Below are 21,054 nucleotides of genomic sequence, written 5' to 3' on the forward strand. Positions count from 1 at the left end.
CGGGTGGAAAAGGCGGGCGTATAATTCACGTAAAGTAATATAAATGTTTTTGATTAACTTTTTTATTAACTATAATTGCAATCGCTTACAAGGAGGCGCATATGAATCAATTGAAAAAAGGGAAGATGTCTATTGATCCGCTATTTCAAATTGGCAAAGTCGACGAACGAATTTACGGCTCTTTTATTGAGCATCTAGGCAGAGCTGTTTATGGCGGTATTTATGAACCTGGGCATCACGATGCTGGAGAAGATGGGTTTCGCCAAGATGTCATTGACCTTGTAAAAGAGCTAAATGTCCCAATAGTCCGTTATCCTGGAGGAAACATGGTTTCTGGATACAATTGGGAGGATGGGGTTGGGCCAATTGAAGAGAGGCCGAAAAAGCTAGAATTGGCTTGGCGAGTGCTGGAACCAAACAAAGTCGGCACAAATGAATTTGCTGAGTGGGCCAAACGCGCCAACACAGAAGTAATGATGGCTGTTAATCTAGGCACAAGGGGGCCAGACGCTGCCAGAAATCTAGTAGAATACTGCAATCATCCGGGCGGTAGTTATTATAGCGATTTGCGAGTCAGCCATGGAGTGAAACAACCACACCGCATCAAAACATGGTGCTTAGGCAATGAAATGGATGGCCCGTGGCAAATTGGTCATAAGACTGCTGATGAATACGGCAGGCTTGCTGTAGAGACAGCAAAAGCAATGAAGCTGGTAGATCCGACGATTGAACTGGTGGCGTGCGGCAGTTCCAACATCGATATGCCGACATTTCCCGAGTGGGAAGCGACAACGCTTGATTATACGTATGATGAAGTCGATTATATTTCATTGCACCAATATTATGGAAATACCTCAAACGACTCAGCTAGCTACTTAGCAAAGACGTTGGAAATGGATCGTTTTATTGCTACCGTGATTGCCACTTGTGATTATATAAAGGCAAAAAAACGCAGCAAGAAAACGATGTATTTAAGTTTTGATGAATGGAATGTTTGGTACCATTCCAGGGAAGCAGACAAAGCGATTGAGCCTTGGACGGTAGCGCCACCACAGCTTGAGGACGTCTACAATTTTGAAGACGCGCTGTTAGTCGGGTCGATGCTAATGAGTTTCTTACGGCGAGCTGACCGCGTCAAAATCGCCTGTATGGCGCAACTTGTAAATGTCATCGCTCCAATCATGACAGAAACAGGCGGGCCGTCTTGGCGGCAAACGATTTTTTACCCATTTATGCATGTTTCTCTTTACGGAAGAGGCACTTCTCTTCAGCCAGTTGTACAGACGCCAGCCTATGATACGAATAAGTATACAGACGTGCCGCAGCTTGATAGCGCTGTCGTCCATAATGAAGAGGAGAAGACGTTGACCATTTTTGCGTTAAACCGCCATTTGCATGATGGCCTCGATCTTGAAATCGACGTGCGCGGTTTTGAACATTATCAAATCGTTGCTCATACCGTTCTAGAGCACAATGATTTAAAAGCGGTTAACACAAAAGCATATCAGCCTGTTAAACCACACGATCAAGGGCAGTCGACATTGCAGGATGGCAAACTAGAAGCCCGTTTGCCTCGAGCATCATGGCATGTAATTCGCTTGAAACACCAGTAAGGCATAAGGCCGCTTGCGTGCAGCTAGGCGGCTTTCTAGACAATAAATATGAAAGCGTTTTCGGAATAATGCCGTTTTAGAAAGGAGCCGGTCAATATGAAGCATGTTTTTGGCAAGTTCGCTGTCTTAGCAAGCGCGGCACTCCTTCTTGGCGCCTGTGCCCAGACAACAGGAACAACTGGTGATGGCAGGATGAAGCTCGATTATTGGGTGTTTTTTTCAGGCGGCGATTTGTCGTATATGGAAGCAATCGTCGATGACTATAACAATAGTCAAGATGAAGTGTACATTGATATGATTTTGCAAGATTGGGATGACTATTATACAAAAGTGGTCACAAGCGTAGCAGCCGATAGAGGGCCAGATGTTGCTGTCTCTCACGCGGCAACGCTTCCTCAACTTATGAATCAAGGGTTGTTAGAACCTGTTGAACCGATTATGGCAGAGACTGAATTTGATTTTGAGTTATTTCCAGACAACATCCGTGAAGCGGTTGAAGTGGAAGACGCTGCTTATGCAGTGCCAATCGACACACACCCGTTCATCCTTTACATTAACAACGACTTAGCGGAAGAAGCTGGGCTGTTGGATGAAGACGGCAGCCTTAAACTAGATGAGTCGCCTGAAGGCTTTAAAGCCTTTTTTCAACAAGCAAAAGAAGCGCTTCCTGATAAAACTCCGCTTTCCATTTCAACGGGCGGGGTCGATGTGTACCGCTGGTGGTGGACGGTTTATTTTCAAATGGGAGGCACGCCGATTTTTTCCGATGACTTGCGGGAACCAGAAATTACGCTTGATCGGGAAATTGCGATCGAAGCAGCTACCTATATTCATAGCTTCTTCGGGGACGTGATCCCGATGCACATTGGCGATTTTTATGAAACGTTTCAGGCTGGAAATGCTGTCGGTTTAATGACAGGCGTGTGGGCGACTGGAATTTGGGAAGGGAGCGACATGAACTTTACCGCCGTCCCATTGCCTCAATCTTTTGAAGTCGAAGCCGCACAAGGAGACTCCCATACGTTGATCATCCCGATCAAAGAGGAGCAAACAGCAGAGAGACAACAAGCAATTGCCGAATTCATTGCTTATGTTAGCGATCGTGGCGCCGATTGGGCGAAAGCAGGCCATATCCCGGCTAGGACGGACGTTGTCGCTTCGCCGGCGTTCCAACAACAGCCTTTTCGCTCTGAATATGCTGAAGTCGCATCAAAAGTCGTTTTTACCGATAAGACAATTTACCAAAACCCTGCTGAGACGGATATGGTGCGGGCGCTTGATGAAATTATGAGCAATCGCCTGACCCCTGAAGAAGGCATTGATCAGATGATCGATGCATTACGTGTCACCACGCGCCAATAATTCTGACTCATATGAAGGAGGGGAAATAAGTGAAAAAGTTGACATGGCGAGACGACTTGCGCCCTGTTCCATTTTTAATTGCTTTTTTTGTAGCATACGTACTGTTTACGGTTTACCCCATTTTTAAAGGAATGCAAATGAGCCTTTTTAACTGGACATTAATTGAACAACAAGATTTTGTCGGGCTTGCCCATTACGCCAATGTACTGAAGGACCCTAATTTTTGGGAAGCATTTGGCAACACGACATTGTTTGTTGTCTTGTCTACGCCGACAATGGTTATTCTAGCGTTGGTGCTTGCGCTAATGGCCAACTTAAATACGAAGCTTAAAACGTTTTTTAGGGGATCTTTCTTTCTTCCAAGCATTTTAAGTGTATCGGTCATTTCGTTTGTCGCTATTTTTATGCTGCAGCCTTATACAGGGGTCGTCAATAACATTTTACAAGCGTTTGGGCTAGATAAAGAGCCATTTTGGTTGGCGACACCATCTCTTGCCTGGGTCAGCATTATTGCTGTGACTCTTTGGTGGACAGTCGGCTTTAATATGATTCTCTACTTGACGGCGTTGCAAGGGATCCCCGATGAGCTCTATGAAGCAGCCGAAGTCGACGGAGCGACAAGGCAACAAATGTTTTGGCGCATCACATTGCCGCAACTATTGCCGATTTCGAGATTGATTTTTCTCTTGCAAATCCTTGCTTCATTCAAAGTGTTTGCGCAAATATTGTTGATAACGGATGGCGGTCCAGGAACGTCAACACGGCCGATCATTTTGTACATTTACGAAATGGGCTTTGAACGCTATGACCTTGGCTATGCAGCGGCTATGTCGTATTTGCTGTTTATGGTGCTCCTCGTCTTATCGGTCATTCAGCTCCGTTTAGGCGGCAAGGAGGGACGGCTTTTATGAGTCAAACGAGTCTTGAAAATAAACGCGATCCGTTTCGTCCTGTAAAAGTGGCTGTTGCTTTTATATCGGCGCTGTTGTTTTTATTTCCAATTATTTGGATGTTCTTTGTTTCCTTAAAACCAGAAGGGACGGCTGCTTCATCGCCGTTAGACTGGTTTGCCCCTCCGTATACAATTGGCAACTATGTCGACATTATCGTCGGCAGCGATGTGTTTTTATGGATTTGGAACAGTTTTATTGTTGGGTTTCTGACAACCATACTCACGCTCCTTTTGACGTCTATGGCGGCATTTGCCTTCTCGAAAATGCGTTTTCGTTATCGCAAAGCGCTTTATTTGTTCTTTTTAGCCGGTTTGATGGTGCCAGGTGAAGCGATGATTATCCCGCTCTATGAAATTATTGGCTCAATGGGGCTGCTTGACACGTATGCAGGGCTTATCTTGCCTGGGATTGCCGCCCCTTTAGGCGTCATCATATTAAAAAGCTTTTTTGACGGCGTGCCGAATGAATTAATTGAAAGCGCAAAACTTGATGGCTGCAATGATTTCCGTTTGTATTGGAACGTTGTGCTCCCTCTTGGCAAATCAGCAGTTGCTGCTGTCGGCATATTGACGTTTATAGGCTCATGGAACAATTTCCTATGGCCATTTCTAGCGATTATTTCCGAATCGCTCTATACATTGCCTGTTGGCATTCCGATGTTTAATTCTAATTATTCAGAGACGTACATTTTGCCGATGACTGTCAACGCGATTGCTTCAATCCCTGTCATTATTGCTTTTCTCGTGTTTGAGAAACAGATTGTCAAAGGCGTCAGCTTTTCAGGCATTAAGGGATAATGGCTCGCAGCCATAAGACTTATAAAAAGGGGGATGGGCTAATGGATGAAAGTGGCCTTCGCGGTTATGCACTCCGTCTTTGTGATTGGTTGGTACGTTTAGCGGCTTTAAACGGCTTATGGCTTGTGTTCTCCTTGTTAGGAGGAGTGATTGTCGGTTTTTTTCCCGCAATGTACGCGATGTTTGCGGTTATGAAAAGATGGTGTTTGAAAGAGGGCGATGTTCCGCTAGTAAGGACATTTTTTCAAGAATGGAAAGGCGCGTTTTGGCGGGCGAACATTGTTGGTTTTACTGTTGCCCTTGTAGGCGCCATACTGGTGGTTGACTATTTAATTGTCTTCAATCTCGATTTTCCAGGAGCGGCAGCGGCTGCAGTGTTGTTGATGCTCTGTTTGTTCGTATATGGGTTAGGCGCCTTGTTTATTGGCCCGGCATTAGTCGTATTTGACGGGGCGCTCATCCCATTTTTAAAGAATGTTGCCCTCTTGGCGATTGCTTCGATACGGTATGCAGTGTTCATGTCGGTCTTCCTCTGTCTAGCTGCTTTATTGTTCGTGTTGGTGCCTCCTGCTGGATTTTGTTTTGCTGGAAGCTTATTCGCTTGGATTACCACCCATTTTAGCCTAAAAGCATTTCAGCGGGCGAGGCTGTTGCCTCATCCAGCTCGATGATCGGTTCGTTTTCAGTCTAGCAGGGCTTATACAAGGCAAGTGTGGCATCTTCACGGACTTGTAGGTAGAAAGCGAGTTCATTATACTGGTGAGAGAGTTGGTTTCTCCTGCTTAAAGGCCGTTTCTTAAATGGAGGAATTCGGTTCGAGTATGAACGGAAAAAAATAGGTGGCGCGATGGAACTAGATTTAGACTTAACAAAACAGTCTTTGCCGGTTTATGAAGCATTGGCAAGCCGGATTCGTTTAAATGTCCTACAGTTGTTGGCGGAGCGGTCTATGAACATTAAGGAACTGGCCGAGTCGCAGCAAGTAAGTAGCGCGATTATGACAAAACATGTGCAGAAATTAGAAAAGGCCGGGCTCATCGACACGACGCATGTAAGGGGCAAGGCAGGCGTGCAAAAAATGTGTTCGCTCCGAGTAAGACACGCCCAGATCGCTTTTCCTAATAAGGAAAACGGCCCGACTCGCGCTTTTCATGAGAGCCATGTGTCTGTTGGCCATTTCACTGACTTTTATGTAGAACCTACATGTGGCTTGGCCACGCCAGAAACAATTGTAGGCGAATTTGATGAGCCTCGTTATTTTCTTGACCCGATGCGTGTGAACGCGAGAATCCTTTGGTTTTATAAAGGGTTTGTTGAGTATAAACTTTCCAATTTTATTCATGGGGGCGAAACGCCAAAGGAATTGGAGATTTCAATGGAATTATCATCAGAAGCCCCTTTTACAAACGACAATTGGCCCTCTGATGTGTCGTTTACCTTTAACGGAGTAAGCCTTGGCTATTGGCGCAGCCCCGGTGATTTTGGCGATCAAAAAGGGAAGTACACACCTGCTTGGTGGCCACGGGGCATCAACCAATATGGCCTTCTTAAAGTCATTCGGATTACAGAAGCTGGTACGTTTATTGACGGCAAGCAGCTATCAGACGTTAAATTGGCTGATGTCTCAATAAGGGAAAAAGTATGGACATTCCGGGTAGCTGTAGGCGAAGAAGGCGTCCATATTGGCGGCGTGACACTGTTTGGCTCTTCGTTTGGCAATTATGACCAGGATATTGTTTTTCGCTTGTATTACGAATGAGACCGAATGTGTAGGGGAGTGTCCCCTACACAGGCAAAGGAGAAATACGAATGAGTGTATTTGACCCTAAGTTGCAAAAGGAACCTTACTACCCTGTCGTAAAGTTTTATTATTACAAAGAATGGCGCCAGTTTGAAATGAAATTCCATTCACATGAAGCAGCTGAATGCATGCATGTTCTCTCAGGCAGCTGCAAAGTTGAAACCGATGAAGGGAGCTACCAGTTAAAAAAAGGACAAATTATTTTCTTGGATGCCGGTACACGGCACCGCTTAATCGTTAGCGAACGTTGCCGGATGTTTAATGTTGAGTTTTCCTTTGAGCAAGGCTGCACGGCATTTCCGCCTTTTTATAAATTATGCAAAGAGAACCGAGCATTAGGGAACATGGTTAACAAGCAAGCATCGCAGTTGCTTTTGCATGACACCGACGATACGTACCAATGTTTACGAAGATTAATTTTAGAAGTGGACAAAAAAAGCGAACAAACTGATTTTATGGTTCAGCTGCTTTTAAGCGAATATTTAATTCGGATAGCAGAATTGGCTGAAGCGAAAGTGGCCGAGCCGGACCAGCAGGCTTATGTGAAACGGGCCCTCGCTTACATCCACCAAAATTATGACCGCGAAGTGAGCGTCGCTGATATTGCCAATTCTGTCCATTTGCATCCTGGGTATTTGCAGCGTGTATTTAAAGCGTTCACCGGCAAGTCGATTCATGAATTCCTCATTTCTTATCGAATCAATAAGGCAAAAGCGATGCTAAAGCAGACGGATATTAGCATTACGGACATCCCCCATTATATCGGTATGAACTCCCAGCAATACTTCAGCACGACCTTTAAAAAACATGTAAAGTGCACACCAAGCGAGTACCGTAAAAGGCATCAATATAATGACAATTTAAGAAGAAAAAGTGAGGATATTATACAATCGGCAGAAGCATAAGTGACTTTATTGGAAGCGCTTTAATTATGGGCCACGTTAAGATTAAATCAATATTTGCCGACAACCACAGGTTTTAGAATGCTGAGGTAAGGGAGGCGAAGTAATAAAAATAGATAAAGGAAAAAGGCGAAGGTGAGGATTTCATATGCTAGCAGACACGGAAGCAGTGCTCCTTGATTTAGATGGAACCGTTTTTCAAGGCGACCGCCTCATACGAGGCGCAAAAGAGACGATTGCTTCCTTACAAGAAGCTGACAAGCGAATTGCCTATTTAAGCAACCGCGGCAATGTATCTAGGAAGGAAGGGCTTGAGAAGCTGGAGCGCCATGGGATTATGGCAGCCCCTGAATCATTGATACTGTCTTCAACTGTAACTGCCTCCTTTTTAAAGCAACATTATCCGAAAGCTGCAGTCTGGCCACTTGGGAATCGAGGGCTTGCCCAAGAATTGCTGTATACAGGGGTTAAAATCGCCCAGACGCCAGAGGAGGCTGACTTTGTCGTTGTGACGCTTCACGATAAGATTACGTACGAAGAGTTGAATGCTGCTTTTAAAGCAAGTTCCGCGGGCGCCCGAATGATCGCCACCAATGCCGACAAAACCTATCCAGACGAAGCAGGCCAAGCTATTGATGTTGCCGGATTTATCGGCGCCATTGAAGCGGCGACAGGGCGCAAAACCGAGCTTGTCATTGGCAAGCCCTCTTGCTTTATGGCGGAGGCAGCCCTAACTTATGTGCAGGCGCCAGCAGAAAAATGCTTGATCGTCGGCGACAGCCTTGAATCGGATATCGGGCTTGGGCGAATGCAAGGAATGAAAACCGCCCTTGTGCTAACAGGTAATACCCGTAAAGAAGCAGTGGAGCTGCTTCCGCCAAAGCGACAGCCGGATTACGTTTTAAATAGCATTGATGACTTAAGGGGGTACTTATGAATATCTCAGCATTAAAAGCACGGATTCGCGCCTCAAAAGAGGATTTGTATCCTTTGCCACTCGAGCAAATTGTCGTGGCGGAAGGGGCTTTGCGCGAAGCGGCTGCTTTCATAGCCAAGCAAGCCGAATCAGGCGTTGTCCTTGTTGCTGATTCCCATACGTACAAAGCCGCAGGACGCGATTTGCACGACCACTTATGCCAAAAAGGCGTAAAAGCAGACTGGCATCTGTTAGAACCAAACAGCAATGGCGATATCATCGCCGACGAAGTGTCCCTTATTAGCGTCATGCTAAAAGTAGAGCAATCGACGAAGTTGCTTGTCGCTGTCGGCGCGGGAACGATTCATGACATCGTCCGCTTTGTAAGTGGCAAAACGAACAAACCGTTTGTGTCGATACCGACTGCCCCATCTGTGGATGGCTTCACTTCTCTCGGTGCGCCGATTGTCGTGCAAGGCTCGAAAAAAACATATCAACTTGTCGCGCCAATCGCTTTATTTGCCGACACGGTTGTTTTGCAACACGCACCTCCTGCTTTGATTGCTGCTGGATTTGGCGATATGGTCGGCAAGTATACGTCATTATTCGATTGGAAAATTGGCTCTCTTCTAAAAAGTGAGGCCTATTCCGAGTTGGTAGCTGATTTAACAGAGGAGGCTCTTTCTGCTTGTGTCGATAAAGTCGCAGACATTGGCAAGAGGACGTCTGCGGGCGTGCAGGTACTGATGGAAAGCCTGCTTACATCCGGTTTAGCGATGGCCTTGTTTGGTTATTCCCATCCGGCTTCAGGTGCCGAGCACCATCTTTCCCATTACTGGGAAATGGAAGCGCTTAGACTAGGGAAAAAGCAGTTGCTGCACGGCGCAAAAGTTGGCTTATCGACGCAAATCATCAACCGCTTTTATAAGAACACTGTGCTTCCAGACGTACATCGGTTTTTGGGCGACGATGAAGCGAAGCAAGTGATTGCTCTTGTTCAAGCATTGCCAGACCCTGACGATGTAAAAGCGCTGCTTGAGCAAGCAGGGTGGAACGAAGCTCTCGTACCGATTGCTCCAGAACTTGTTGAGGAAAGCTTACAGCACGCCTATTTGCTGAGAGACCGTTATACGCTTTTGCGTCTTTATCGTGAAGGCACAACAATGAAAAAAGAAGGTGAAACTCATGTTGGACGTTCTTAAGCGCCACGTATGGGAAGCAAATCAAAGTTTGCCGAAACACGGGCTTGTCACATTCACGTGGGGAAATGCCAGTGGCATTGACCGTGAAAACAACCTTGTTGCCATTAAACCAAGCGGATTAGACTACGACGAGATGCATGTAGAAGATATCGTTGTCGTTACCCTTGATGGTGAACTTGTTGAAGGGAAGCTCAACCCCTCATCGGATCTTGAGACACATCTCGTTCTATATCGAACCTTTCCAGATATACAAGGGATTGTCCACACCCATTCTCGGTGGGCAACAAGTTGGGCACAGGCGGGCATGTCCCTTCCTCCCTTTGGGACCACTCATGCGGACTATTTTTACGGGGAAGTGCCATGTACGCGGAAAATGACGCCAGAAGAAATCAATGGCGCTTATGAGAAAGAGACGGGCCATGTGATTGCCGAGACATTCCGTCTTCAAGACCCACTTGAGACACCAGCTGTTCTCGTCCACGGCCATGCCCCGTTTACATGGGGGCGCTCGCCGAAAGAAGCGGTCTACCACGCGGTTGTGCTCGAAGAGGTGGCGCAAATGGCAGCTCATACAATCGGGCTTAACGCAAATGCCGAACGCATTTCGCAACAGCTTCTTGATCGCCATTATTTGCGAAAGCACGGAGAACATGCTTATTACGGGCAGGAAAGGGGAGATACAAAAGGATGAAGCGCTACACGATTGGAATTGATTATGGGACTGAGTCGGGGAGGGCAGTCTTGGTTGATTTAGAAAATGGCGCCGAAGTGGCTGAACATGTAACCCCTTACGCACATGGCGTTATCGATCAATGCTTGCCAGACAGCAGGCGTTCGCTAGAGCCAGAGTGGGCATTGCAACATCCTGGCGACTATTTAGATGTGCTGCGTTTATCGGTGCCAAAGGTTGTAGAAATCGCAGACATAAGCGCTTCTCAAGTGATTGGCATTGGCATTGACTTTACCGCCTGTACCATGCTTCCGATTGACAAGCATGGGGATCCCCTATGTTTCGACCCCCAACTCGCGGGCAGGCCCCACAGTTGGGTGAAGTTGTGGAAGCACCATGCCGCCCAAGATGAGGCCGATGAAATCAACCGCATTGCTGAGGAACGAAAAGAGGTCTTTTTAGCTCGGTACGGAGGCAAATATTCATCCGAGTGGATGGTGTCGAAAATTTGGCAAATTTTTAATGAAGACCCCGATATGTTCGAGAAAGCAGATGCTTTCTTAGAAGCAACGGATTGGGTGGTAGCACAGCTCACTGGCACAATTGTACGCAACAGTTGTACAGCAGGGTATAAGGCGATGTGGCATAAACGCGACGGCTATCCAGACGACTCCTTTTTTGCCGCGCTAGATCCAGGCCTTGCCCAGCTGACAACGACGAAACTCCGCGGTGATATCCTTGCCCCAGGCCAACGTGCCGGTGGATTAACAGCAGAAATGGCGGAGACGCTTGGCCTTAAGCCTGGAACGGCTGTTGCGGTAGGGAATGTCGATGCTCATGTGGCCGTCCCAGCAGCAGGCGTTGTCACACCAGGGAAAATGGTTATGGTCATGGGCACATCGATTTGCCATCTTGTCTTAGCTAAAGAGGAAAGAGAAGTCGAAGGGATGTGCGGCGTAGTAGAAGACGGCATTGTGCCAGGATACTTTGGCTATGAGGCAGGGCAGTCTGCAGTTGGCGATATATTTGCATGGCTGATGAAACATGGCATTCCCGCTGACTTGAAGCAAGAAGCGGAACAAGCAGGAAAACCACTTCATTCGTTGCTAGAAGAAAAGGCGGCCGCTTACCGTCCTGGCGAAACCGGTTTGCTCGCTCTTGATTGGTGGAACGGAAACCGTTCAACGCTTGTCGATGCAAATTTGACAGGGCTTATTTTAGGATACACCTTGCAAACAAAAGCAGAAGAATTGTATCGGACATTGCTGGAAGCGACCGCATTTGGCACGAAAAAGATTATTGACGCTTTCAGGGACAGCGGCGTAGAGGTGAACGTTCTATATGCGTGTGGAGGGCTGCCACAAAAAAACGAGTTGCTCATGCAAATTTACGCCGATGTCACAAATCTTGAAATCAAAGTGGCTGCTTCAAAACAAACGCCTGCTCTTGGGGCCGCCATGTATGCAAGTGTTGCTGCAGGCGATGAAGCTGGCGGGTATGAGACGATATTCGCTGCCGCCGAAAAAATGGCACACACGAAAGCGCGCTCCTTTAAACCAAATCATGAAAATGTCCGTTTATATCAGGCTCTATACGAGGAATATAGCAAACTCCATGACTACTTTGGCAGGGGCGAAAACGATGTGATGAAAACACTCAAGCAGTTGCGTAGCAGAGCAAAAGGAGGAGCCGTGCATGCATAAACAAGGAAAATACCAATTTTGGTTTATAACTGGAAGCCAACCGCTCTATGGACAGGAAGCTCTGGATGAAGTAGCAGCTCATTCCAAAGCGATGGTGGAGCGCCTTAAGGAAAAGTTGCCAGAGGAGCTTGTTCTCAAGCCAGTGGCTTCCTCGCCTGAGCGTATACTTGAGTTGTTTCGCGCAGCCAATGGCGACAACAACTGTGCTGGCATCATTACATGGATGCATACATTTTCGCCAGCAAAAATGTGGATCGCTGGACTAAACGAGTTAAACAAGCCAATGCTCCACTTTCATACTCAATATAACCGCGACATTCCGTGGGGCGACATTGACATGGATTTTATGAATTTGAACCAGTCAGCCCATGGGGATCGTGAATTTGGCTTTATGGTATCAAGAATGAACATTGACCGGAAAGTTGTAGCAGGCCATTGGCAAGATGCCCGCGTTATGAAACGGATAGGCGACTGGATGAAAACGGTCAATGCCTATCAAGAGAGCAAACAGCTGAAAATCGCTCGTTTTGGAGACAATATGCGCGAAGTAGCGGTGACAGAAGGGGATAAAGTCGAAGCGCAAATCAAGCTTGGCTGGTCTGTGTCTGGTTTTGGCATTGGCGATTTAGTTGAAGTCATCAATAGCGTATCGACAGAAGAGGTCAATGCGCTAATGGATGAGTACCGGAGCCTTTATACGTTTCATCGAGACGCAAATATAGCAGCCGTTGAAGAGCAAGCTCGAATCGAGATAGGGATCGAGCGGTTTTTGCAGCAAGGCGATTTCCGCGCTTTTTCGACTACGTTTGAAGACTTGCATGGCATGAAGCAACTGCCTGGCCTAGCCGTGCAACGTCTCATGGCAAAAGGGTACGGGTTTGCTGGAGAAGGCGATTGGAAAACAGCTGCCTTATTGCGTGTGCTAAAAGTGCTGGCAGGCAACGTAGGGACATCCTTCATGGAAGATTATACAAACCATTTGGAACCTGGGCAGGAAATGATTTTAGGCTCCCACATGCTCGAAGTCTGTCCGACAATCAGTGCCCAAAAACCAGAAATTGTAGTTGCTCCGCTGTCAATGGGGAATAGGGAGGACCCAGCGCGGCTTGTATTCAAAGGCAAAGCAGGCCGTGCATTAAATGCAGCCCTTATTGATATGGGCTCCCGCTTTCGCTTAGTCGCCAATGAGGTCGAAGCAGTTGAAAACCCACATGACATGCCGAAGCTGCCGGTAGCAAGCGTGCTGTGGAAGCCTCTGCCTTCTTTTTCGGAAGCGACAGAAGCATGGATTTATGCTGGTGGTGCCCATCATACCGTGTTTTCTTATGAGATTTCCAAAGAACAATTGGCTGATTGGGCTAGCCTTATGGGGATCGAATGTATCGTTATCGATGATCAGTCAAATGTTGGCCAGGTGAGAAAGGAACTTTTTTGGAACCGGCGCGCTTATTAAGCAACCATCATAGAAAGGTAAGGGGCTGACAAAGGTACGGCTTCTTGCTTTTTCATCAGCGGAATAAAGGCGTATGAAAAGCAAGCCAAAGGCATATGCATTTTGAGAAACAAGCTCCATTACATTGAAAGCGTTATCAAATTGCGTAGGAGGCACGTCATGCAAAAAGCAATTAGATTTGGCGCTGTAGCCAGCCTTCTTTTCATGACAGCTGGCTGCATCCAGCAAAGCTCTGGAGAGGAAGGCAGCAAAGGAACGATCGGAATCGCGATGCCGACCCAGTCGTCTGAACGTTGGATTGCGGATGGCAACCAAATGGTTGCCTACTTTGAGGAGTTAGGGTACGACACCGATTTGCAATATGCGGAAGATATTGTCGAAAACCAATTCTCACAAATTGAAAATATGATCACTCGAGGCGTCGATGCCCTTGTCATTGCTTCCATTGACGGAGAAACGCTAACAAGTGTACTCGAAAGCGCCAATGCTGAAAACATCCCAGTGATTTCGTATGACCGCTTAATCATGAATTCTGAGTACGTCGATTACTATGCCACGTTTGATAATTATAAAGTCGGCGTGCTCCAAGGAGAGTACATTGTAGAAGCTTTAGATCTCGAAGAAGAAGAGGGGCCTTTTAATATTGAGTTATTCGCAGGTTCTCCAGATGACAACAATGCGACGTTCTTTTTTAAAGGGGCAATGTCTGTTCTTCAGCCTTATATCGATCAAGGCAAGCTAGTGGTCCCAAGTGGGCAGACGGATTTCAACCAGATTGCCATTCTAGGCTGGGACGGCGCCAAAGCGCAAAGCAGGATGGACAATTTGCTCAGCTCTAATTATGGAGGGGGTGAAGAGCTCCATGCGGTTTTAGCGCCAGCTGACTTGTTAAGCATCGGCATTATCGCCTCTTTAAAAAATTCGGGCTATACCGTCGATACTATGCCGATTATAACGGGACAAGATGCAGATCTTCCAGCAGTCAATGCTGTCATCAAAGGGGAACAGGCAATGACTGTCTTTAAAGATACGCGGCTGCTTGCTAAAAAGGCGGTAGAGATGACCGAAGCTGTGCTTCAAGGGGAAGAACCGGAAGTCAATGACACAAACACGTACGACAATAATGCGAAAGTCGTTCCTGCATTCTTAGAAGAGCCCGTCGTTGTAGATCAAGACAACTACGAGGAAGTGCTGGTTGACAGCGGCTACTATGAGGCGTCACAGCTTGATCAATAACAGCGGCTTGCTAATAGCCGCTTGCTCTAAAAAAGAGGTGAAGCAAATGGCCGATATTTTGCTGGAAATGAAAAACATTACCAAGACGTTTTCTGGTGTAAAGGCATTAAGCAATGTCAATTTGAAAGTGAAACGAGGCGAAATCCATGCGCTTTGCGGGGAAAATGGCGCAGGAAAGTCGACGTTAATGAAAGTGCTAAGCGGTGTTTACGGATACGGTACGTACGAAGGGGACATTTTGTTTGAAGGCGATGTTTGCCGTTTTAAAGACTTGAAACAAAGCGAAGAGAAACGAATTGTCATCATTCATCAAGAACTTGCTCTCATCCCAGAGCTTAGCATCGCCGAAAATATCTTTTTAGGAAATGAACAAAAACAACGCGGCATTATCGATTGGGCCGAAACCGCAACGAAAGCGCAAGAACTCCTTAAAAAAGTGAAATTGGCAGAATCACCCCAGACGCTGATTAAACATATCGGTGTTGGCAAACAACAACTGGTGGAAATCGCCAAAGCGCTCGCTAAAAACGTAAAATTGCTCATATTAGATGAACCGACGGCTTCACTAAACGAAAGCGACAGCGAAAACTTGCTCAAGCTGTTAGCGGAATTAAAGGAACAAGGCGTGACGTCTATTATCATTTCCCATAAGTTGAATGAAATTAAGGCAATTGCTGATTCGGTTACGATCTTACGGGATGGCAAAACAATTGAAACACTTGATTTGCATACGGAAGATGTGAGCGAAGACCGCATCATTCGAGGGATGGTCGGCAGGGATTTAACAAACCGCTATCCAGAAGGGCAAAGTGAGATCGGCGATATCGTGTTTTCAATCGAAAATTGGAATGTGTTTCATCCAGTGCAAAGGGATCGGCAAATCATCCATGATGTCAATTTGCACGTGAAAAAAGGCGAGATTGTTGGCATTGCTGGCTTAATGGGCGCCGGTCGCACAGAACTGGCGATGAGTTTATTTGGCAGATCGTATGGCACAAACATAACGGGCACGATCAAAAAAGATGGCAAAGCCATCTCGATCCCTTCTGTACGGGCAGCAATCGATCACGGCCTCGCCTACGCGACCGAAGACCGAAAATCCTATGGGCTCGTGTTGATGAATGATATAAAAGAAAACATCACACTGGCCAACTTGCCTGCCGTCTCCAAAAATCAAATCATCGATCAAATGAAAGAGACACAAGTAGCAGAATCGTTTATGAAGAAATTGCAAATTAAAGCGCATTCCATTTTGCAAGAAACAGGCAAGCTCAGTGGCGGCAACCAACAAAAAGTTGTGTTAAGCAAATGGATTTTATCCGACCCCGATGTATTAATCTTAGACGAACCGACGCGTGGAATTGACGTCGGCGCAAAATATGAGATTTATACGCTCATTCGCGAGCTTGCTGCTAAAGGAAAAGCAATTCTATTGATTTCTTCTGAACTGCCAGAACTACTTGGCATGGCCGACCGTGTTTATACAATGAATAAAGGGCGCATCACAGGAGAACTAGAAAAGAAAGACCTTTCCCAAGAGCGTCTGATGAGGCGAATGACAATGGAAATGGAGGATCACCATGAAAGCATTTCTTAATATTGTCCAAAACAACATGCGCCAATATAGCATGACTTGTGCGTTGCTGTTTATTATGCTTTTATTCCAGCTGTTAACAGATGGCATTTTGCTGCAGCCGTTAAATATTACAAATATCATTTTACAAAACAGCTATATTTTAATTTTGGCGATTGGAATGGTCATGATTATCATTACAGGCCATATTGATTTATCCGTTGGCTCTGTCGCTGCTTTTATCGGTGCGCTGTCAGCGATTTTAATGATTGAGTTAAATGTCCACCCAGTGTTAGCTGTTCTCATCTGCCTCATCGCCGGCGCTCTCGTTGGCGCTTGGCAAGGGTTTTGGGTCGCATATGTACAAATTCCTGCCTTCATTGTGACATTAGCAGGCATGCTCATTTTTAGAGGAATTACGTTAATCATGCTTGAAGGGCAGTCCATTGCTTCCTATCCGCCAACTTTTCAACAACTAAGCTCAGGGTTTTTGCCTGATTTGTTTAATGGCGAGTCGATTCATCTTTTTTCGATGTTCCTTGGAGTCGTGCTAACAGCTGTTTTGATCGCGATCCAAATTAAGGGGAGAAAGAAACAACTTCATCATGATTTGCCAGTTGTTACTCCGGCCTGGTTTACCGTTAAATTAGTAGCAATCGCAGCAGTTATTCTAGTGTTTACCTTTGTATTAGCCAGTTACCGCGGCATTCCAAACATTCTTATCTTGCTTGTCGCCTTAATTGCCTTTTACGCCTTCGTCACGAAAAAAACGGTGTTTGGCCGTCACATTTATGCGGTTGGCGGGAATGAAAAAGCCGCCGCATTGTCTGGGATTAAAACAAAACGGGTGACGTTTGCTGTGTTTGTCAACATGGGGATACTTGCAGCGCTGTCAGGCCTCATTTTTGCCGCTAGGCTAAATGCTGCCACCCCACGGGCAGGGAATTTATTCGAACTCGATGCGATAGCGGCTGCCTTTATTGGCGGTGCTTCTGCTTATGGCGGCGTCGGGACGATCATTGGCGCTGTCGTCGGCGGCCTCGTCATGGGTGTGATGAACAACGGCATGTCGATTCTCGGACTTGGCATCGATTGGCAACAGGCTATTAAAGGGCTTGTGCTATTGGCTGCTGTCGCATTCGACGTCGTCAATAAGCGCCGTGGATAACAAGGTCACTTATTAAAGAAAGGATGAAACAAATGCCATTTAAAGTTGCCTTTATTGGCGCAGGCAGCATCGGCTTTACCCGCATGTTATTGCGGGATTTGCTGTCTGTTCCTGCCTTTTCCACAATCGAAGTCGCTTTCACAGACATCAATCAGGAAAATTTGAACATGGTGACACAGTTATGCCAACGTGATATTAATGAAAACGGCCTTCCTATTCAAATCCACGCCACCCTTGACCGGAGAGAAGCGTTAACAGGGGCGCGTTATATTTTTAACGTTGTCCGTGTTGGTGGACTCGAAGCATTTGAGCAAGACATCGATATTCCGCTCCGTTACGGGATCGACCAATGTGTAGGCGATACCCTTTCAGCAGGAGGGATTATGTACGGCCAACGAGGCATCAACGAAATGCTCGCCATTTGCGAAGACATCCGTGACGTTGCTGAACAAGACTGCCTCCTATTAAATTACGCCAATCCAATGGCGATGCTCACATGGGCGTGCAACCACTACGGCGGTGTCAACACAGTTGGGCTATGCCACGGCGTTCAAGGCGGCCATCGCCAAATTGCCGACGTGTTTGGGCTTCAGCCAGAAGAAGTCGACATTGTCTGCGCCGGTATCAATCACCAAACCTGGTACATTCAAATCAAACATGACGGCGAAGATTTAACGGGCAAGTTGCTCGAAGCGTTTGAAAACCACCCTGAATACAGCAAAACAGAAAAAGTACGCATCGATATGCTCAAGCGTTTTGGCTATTACAGCACAGAATCGAACGGCCATTTAAGCGAATATGTACCTTGGTACCGAAAACGGCAAGAGGAAATTGGCGATTGGATTGACCTCGGCACGTGGATTAACGGCGAAACCGGCGGCTATTTGCGCGTTTGCAAAGAAGGGCGCAACTGGTTTAAAGAAGACTTTCCTAATTGGATGAACGAGCCGGCTTTCGTTTTTGCTGAAAGCGAGCGCGGCCAAGAACATGGTTCTTATATTGTTGAAGCGTTAGAAACAGGGCGTATCTACAGAGGGCATTTTAATGTAGTCAACCAAAACGTCATCTCCAATTTGCCCTCTGATTGCATTATTGAAGCCCCTGGCTACGTCGATAGAAACGGCATCAATATGCCCGTCATAGGCGACTTGCCCATTGGCTGCGCCGCCGTTTGCAACGTGAGCATTAATGTCCAACGCCTTGCGGTAGAAGCAGCCGTAGCTGGAGATGACCAGCTCTTGCGGCAAGCGTTTATGATGGACCCACTCACTGGGGCCGTATGCACCCCACCTGAAATTTGGCAGCTTGTCGACGACATGCTCATTGCCCAAGAAAAATGGCTGCCCCAATATAAAACAAGCATTGCCGAAGCCAAACAAAGGCAACAAACGCAGCAACGGCTAGCGACAAAGGACACGAGCGGCGCAGCCCGCCTGAAAACGAAGACTGTTGCCGAAATGAAAGAAAATCGAGCGGAAGCAATGAAAAATGCCAGTCAAGCAGACAAAGCAATAAAGCGTCCAGCTGCAGAGCAAAGCATTCACTCTGCAAACGAGTAAAAAGGAGGAGCTCCATGAGGGGGCTCCTTTTTCGATAGATAAGAATGTGTTTGTTCATTACCCTAAAAATCGATGCGCACTTTCGTTTTTTTATAGATTTTTAGAACAAGTTCAAACGTTCTGTGATAACATTATTCTGGAGTTCTATATAAATTAAAGGAAATTTGTATTTGAAGGGATAAATAAAGCTTAGTCGTTCTAGAGGCAATTTTGATGCGTAATTGTCTAAGGAGATGGAGTGAGAAAAATGATAAAGATAGAGGATTTAGATTTAGTGACTAGAGAAAAACTTCTCTATAATGGCAATGCTGAGTTGAAAAGAAGTTTTATTTATGGGTTATCAGCACGAAATGGTTCTGGAAAGACGACATTGTTGCGGACAATAGCAGGAATCCGCAGCGAAACAAAAGGATCGATTTATTACATTTCTAATCATGAAATCTATTCTTTGCCAGAATTAAAACGGAAACTGTTTTACTATGAAAGTTCAGAATGGTTTGATCCTAACTTGACAGGCTTTGATTATTTAACATTCATTCAAAGAGAATGGTCTAATAAAAATGCATGTATAGATGATGTGGTAGATTATTGGGAAATGAATCAATATATTAAAATCCCTATCAAAACGTATTCGCTTGGCATGAAACAGCGGGTATTATTAGGTCTGTATGAGGTTAGTGGCGCAGAATACTGGTTAATGGACGAACCGACAATTGGATTAGATACAAATAGCATTGAAAAGTTTGAAAAGTTGTTAGCACGAGAGAAAGGCAAGAATAAAGCAATTCTCTTCTCATCACATCAAGATGATCGTATTTATAAAGTTTGTGATTACATTTATGAGTTAGGCAACGGCTCTTTAGTTATGAGAGAGGCAAGTCAAAAAGGAGAAAATCGATGAGCTATAGTTACTTATTGTTTAAACAAATCTACCGAAGCAAGGCTGTAATCGTAGCGACAACGATTCTTTTTTTAGGGGTAGTTGGTCTCTATATCGTAAATGCAATCGACGGAAGTGATTTTAGAGCAGACATGCAAAGTTACTTACATCATGATCAAGAAACGCTTGCATTCTATCAGGAAGAATTAGAAAATCCTCATATCTCGGAAGAGAACCGGATCATGTTTGAAGAAGCTATAATCGAGGTCGAAGAAAACATCTCTTGGGGTCAACATATTTTAGAGGCTATTGATCAAAACGATTTCTCAGAGGCCTTAGTCTATTTTAACAAAATGATCGATCGAAATTTGGATATACATAAAGAGACGAATGGAGAATTATTTCCAGAAGAAGCGATTGATCAGTTTATGATGACACGCAATGTGAATAATCGCTTAATTGAATTAAACGCAGAACCAGATACATTGCATTTTGAAAAATTTGGGGCGACGTTTACGTATCGAGTAATGGAAAGCCTTTTCCCGACATTATTTATGTTGATCGCATCACTTATTCTGTCAGAGGCATTTTTTCGTTCATTCAGAGGGGGGATAAACATTGACGTTTTACTCCCTAAAAAGTTTACGAGCCTGTTAATGAAGAAATTATCGTTTATGGCTGGAGTGACTGTCGCATTCTATTTCGTTATTCTGGTTTTCAGTTTTTTCTTAGCAAGTATTTTTAATGGAACTGGTTCTTTCCACTATCCTATTGTTAATAATGGGAGCCCAATCTTTGAAACAATGCCTTTATGGAATGTCATGATGAAGACATTTATCCTTCACGTGCTTGCTATTTTTAATTTGGTTCTGATCGTAGCCTTCGCTGCTGTTTTAACAAAAAACAAGATGGCGACTTTGATGATTGCTATTCTGATGACAGTTGGTTTTCCTATGACACATGAATTTATAAGCTCTTTGCACCCATTCCTACACTTAAGCCCCTTCACATACTTTCTTGGTGGAGACGTTGCTACTGGTTTTTTAGCTGAGCTATTTAACAATGGCCGCATTGACTTTATAAGTGGAGTAATCGTATTGGTTGTTTTTGCAAGCATAATCACATTTATCTTATGTATACATGCCTATATGGTAGAGAAGCGTCAATTAATTACGTCAAAAAAGGTTGGTCAAGTGGGGGAAATAAACACAAACAACTAAAAACATTAGCCGGAGCGCCTTTATAGACCATTCTACAAAAGGCGCT

The 21,054-nt window shown here is 45.5% G+C and carries 18 protein-coding genes; all 18 read left to right on the forward strand.

All coding sequences use genetic code 11. From position 1 onward, the window contains the following. Positions 1-101: 101 nt before the first annotated feature. The 18 genes from arfA to BUC05_RS17065 all read left to right on the forward strand — a co-directional run bounded on the left by arfA (position 102) and on the right by BUC05_RS17065 (position 21,008). Positions 102-1,613: an arabinosylfuranosidase ArfA gene (gene arfA, locus BUC05_RS16980; RefSeq protein WP_063608147.1), complete on the forward strand. Its 1,512-nt coding sequence runs from the start codon at positions 102-104 to the stop codon at positions 1,611-1,613. 96 nt (positions 1,614-1,709) lie between these two features. Next, on the forward strand, positions 1,710-2,975 hold the full coding sequence (locus tag BUC05_RS16985) for an extracellular solute-binding protein (RefSeq protein WP_011245259.1): 1,266 nt from the start codon (positions 1,710-1,712) through the stop codon (positions 2,973-2,975). A 29-nt stretch (positions 2,976-3,004) separates the two neighbouring features. Next, positions 3,005-3,886 (forward strand): carbohydrate ABC transporter permease, encoded by an 882-nt coding sequence (locus tag BUC05_RS16990; RefSeq protein WP_011245260.1) that lies wholly within the window; start codon positions 3,005-3,007, stop codon positions 3,884-3,886. After that, positions 3,883-4,725, forward strand: a complete 843-nt coding sequence (locus tag BUC05_RS16995) for a carbohydrate ABC transporter permease (protein WP_073305443.1) — start codon at positions 3,883-3,885, stop codon at positions 4,723-4,725. Before BUC05_RS16990 ends, BUC05_RS16995 begins: the two co-directional genes overlap by 4 nt. A 41-nt stretch (positions 4,726-4,766) precedes the next feature. Next, positions 4,767-5,396 (forward strand): YesL family protein, encoded by a 630-nt coding sequence (locus tag BUC05_RS17000; protein ID WP_073305445.1) that lies wholly within the window; start codon positions 4,767-4,769, stop codon positions 5,394-5,396. A gap of 176 nt (positions 5,397-5,572) precedes the next feature. Continuing rightward, entirely contained in the window at positions 5,573-6,484 is a 912-nt protein-coding gene (locus BUC05_RS17005; RefSeq protein ID WP_011245263.1) for an ArsR/SmtB family transcription factor, read from the forward strand. Positions 6,485-6,534: 50 nt separating this feature from the next. After that, positions 6,535-7,431: a helix-turn-helix domain-containing protein gene (locus BUC05_RS17010; RefSeq protein WP_035205428.1), complete on the forward strand. Its 897-nt coding sequence runs from the start codon at positions 6,535-6,537 to the stop codon at positions 7,429-7,431. Between the two features lie 145 nt (positions 7,432-7,576). Continuing rightward, positions 7,577-8,365 (forward strand): HAD-IIA family hydrolase, encoded by a 789-nt coding sequence (locus tag BUC05_RS17015; protein ID WP_035205426.1) that lies wholly within the window; start codon positions 7,577-7,579, stop codon positions 8,363-8,365. Continuing rightward, positions 8,362-9,546, forward strand: a complete 1,185-nt coding sequence (locus BUC05_RS17020; protein ID WP_051881263.1) for a sn-glycerol-1-phosphate dehydrogenase — start codon at positions 8,362-8,364, stop codon at positions 9,544-9,546. The genes BUC05_RS17015 and BUC05_RS17020 overlap by 4 nt, the downstream gene beginning before the upstream one ends. After that, complete coding sequence (locus BUC05_RS17025; RefSeq protein ID WP_035205424.1) at positions 9,530-10,237, forward strand: L-ribulose-5-phosphate 4-epimerase; 708 nt, start codon at positions 9,530-9,532, stop codon at positions 10,235-10,237. The genes BUC05_RS17020 and BUC05_RS17025 overlap by 17 nt, the downstream gene beginning before the upstream one ends. Continuing rightward, positions 10,234-11,919, forward strand: coding sequence for a ribulokinase (locus tag BUC05_RS17030; protein WP_035205422.1), 1,686 nt, complete (start codon positions 10,234-10,236; stop codon positions 11,917-11,919). Before BUC05_RS17025 ends, BUC05_RS17030 begins: the two co-directional genes overlap by 4 nt. Further along, positions 11,912-13,372, forward strand: a complete 1,461-nt coding sequence (gene araA / locus BUC05_RS17035; protein ID WP_011245269.1) for an L-arabinose isomerase — start codon at positions 11,912-11,914, stop codon at positions 13,370-13,372. Before BUC05_RS17030 ends, araA begins: the two co-directional genes overlap by 8 nt. Positions 13,373-13,576: 204 nt before the next feature. Beyond that, on the forward strand, positions 13,577-14,608 hold the full coding sequence (chvE, locus tag BUC05_RS17040) for a multiple monosaccharide ABC transporter substrate-binding protein (RefSeq protein ID WP_244153325.1): 1,032 nt from the start codon (positions 13,577-13,579) through the stop codon (positions 14,606-14,608). A 46-nt stretch (positions 14,609-14,654) separates the two neighbouring features. Then, positions 14,655-16,205: a multiple monosaccharide ABC transporter ATP-binding protein gene (gene mmsA, locus BUC05_RS17045; RefSeq protein ID WP_035205418.1), complete on the forward strand. Its 1,551-nt coding sequence runs from the start codon at positions 14,655-14,657 to the stop codon at positions 16,203-16,205. After that, complete coding sequence (mmsB, locus tag BUC05_RS17050) at positions 16,189-17,349, forward strand: multiple monosaccharide ABC transporter permease (RefSeq protein WP_011245272.1); 1,161 nt, start codon at positions 16,189-16,191, stop codon at positions 17,347-17,349. Before mmsA ends, mmsB begins: the two co-directional genes overlap by 17 nt. A 32-nt stretch (positions 17,350-17,381) precedes the next feature. Then, entirely contained in the window at positions 17,382-18,908 is a 1,527-nt protein-coding gene (locus BUC05_RS17055) for an alpha-glucosidase/alpha-galactosidase (protein WP_073305447.1), read from the forward strand. 247 nt (positions 18,909-19,155) lie between these two features. Further along, positions 19,156-19,809, forward strand: coding sequence for an ATP-binding cassette domain-containing protein (locus BUC05_RS17060; protein WP_073305449.1), 654 nt, complete (start codon positions 19,156-19,158; stop codon positions 19,807-19,809). Then, complete coding sequence (locus BUC05_RS17065) at positions 19,806-21,008, forward strand: hypothetical protein (protein WP_073305451.1); 1,203 nt, start codon at positions 19,806-19,808, stop codon at positions 21,006-21,008. The genes BUC05_RS17060 and BUC05_RS17065 overlap by 4 nt, the downstream gene beginning before the upstream one ends. Positions 21,009-21,054: the final 46 nt, after the last annotated feature.

The sequence above is a fragment of the Shouchella rhizosphaerae genome, from assembly GCF_900142675.1.
Classification (GTDB): Bacteria; Bacillota; Bacilli; order Bacillales; family Bacillaceae_D; genus Shouchella; species Shouchella rhizosphaerae.

Excerpts from the sequence above, each read along its gene's own strand:
- arfA (WP_063608147.1), top strand. The coding sequence starts at position 102 with ATGAATCAATTGAAAAAAGGGAAGATGTCTATTGATCCGCTATTTCAA.
- BUC05_RS16985 (WP_011245259.1), top strand. The coding sequence starts at position 1,710 with ATGAAGCATGTTTTTGGCAAGTTCGCTGTCTTAGCAAGCGCGGCACTC.
- BUC05_RS16995 (WP_073305443.1), top strand. The coding sequence starts at position 3,883 with ATGAGTCAAACGAGTCTTGAAAATAAACGCGATCCGTTTCGTCCTGTA.
- BUC05_RS17000 (WP_073305445.1), top strand. The coding sequence starts at position 4,767 with ATGGATGAAAGTGGCCTTCGCGGTTATGCACTCCGTCTTTGTGATTGG.
- BUC05_RS17005 (WP_011245263.1), top strand. The coding sequence starts at position 5,573 with ATGGAACTAGATTTAGACTTAACAAAACAGTCTTTGCCGGTTTATGAA.
- BUC05_RS17010 (WP_035205428.1), top strand. The coding sequence starts at position 6,535 with ATGAGTGTATTTGACCCTAAGTTGCAAAAGGAACCTTACTACCCTGTC.
- BUC05_RS17015 (WP_035205426.1), top strand. The coding sequence starts at position 7,577 with ATGCTAGCAGACACGGAAGCAGTGCTCCTTGATTTAGATGGAACCGTT.
- BUC05_RS17020 (WP_051881263.1), top strand. The coding sequence starts at position 8,362 with ATGAATATCTCAGCATTAAAAGCACGGATTCGCGCCTCAAAAGAGGAT.
- BUC05_RS17025 (WP_035205424.1), top strand. The coding sequence starts at position 9,530 with ATGTTGGACGTTCTTAAGCGCCACGTATGGGAAGCAAATCAAAGTTTG.
- BUC05_RS17030 (WP_035205422.1), top strand. The coding sequence starts at position 10,234 with ATGAAGCGCTACACGATTGGAATTGATTATGGGACTGAGTCGGGGAGG.
- araA (WP_011245269.1), top strand. The coding sequence starts at position 11,912 with ATGCATAAACAAGGAAAATACCAATTTTGGTTTATAACTGGAAGCCAA.
- chvE (WP_244153325.1), top strand. The coding sequence starts at position 13,577 with ATGACAGCTGGCTGCATCCAGCAAAGCTCTGGAGAGGAAGGCAGCAAA.
- mmsA (WP_035205418.1), top strand. The coding sequence starts at position 14,655 with ATGGCCGATATTTTGCTGGAAATGAAAAACATTACCAAGACGTTTTCT.
- mmsB (WP_011245272.1), top strand. The coding sequence starts at position 16,189 with ATGAAAGCATTTCTTAATATTGTCCAAAACAACATGCGCCAATATAGC.
- BUC05_RS17055 (WP_073305447.1), top strand. The coding sequence starts at position 17,382 with ATGCCATTTAAAGTTGCCTTTATTGGCGCAGGCAGCATCGGCTTTACC.
- BUC05_RS17060 (WP_073305449.1), top strand. The coding sequence starts at position 19,156 with ATGATAAAGATAGAGGATTTAGATTTAGTGACTAGAGAAAAACTTCTC.
- BUC05_RS17065 (WP_073305451.1), top strand. The coding sequence starts at position 19,806 with ATGAGCTATAGTTACTTATTGTTTAAACAAATCTACCGAAGCAAGGCT.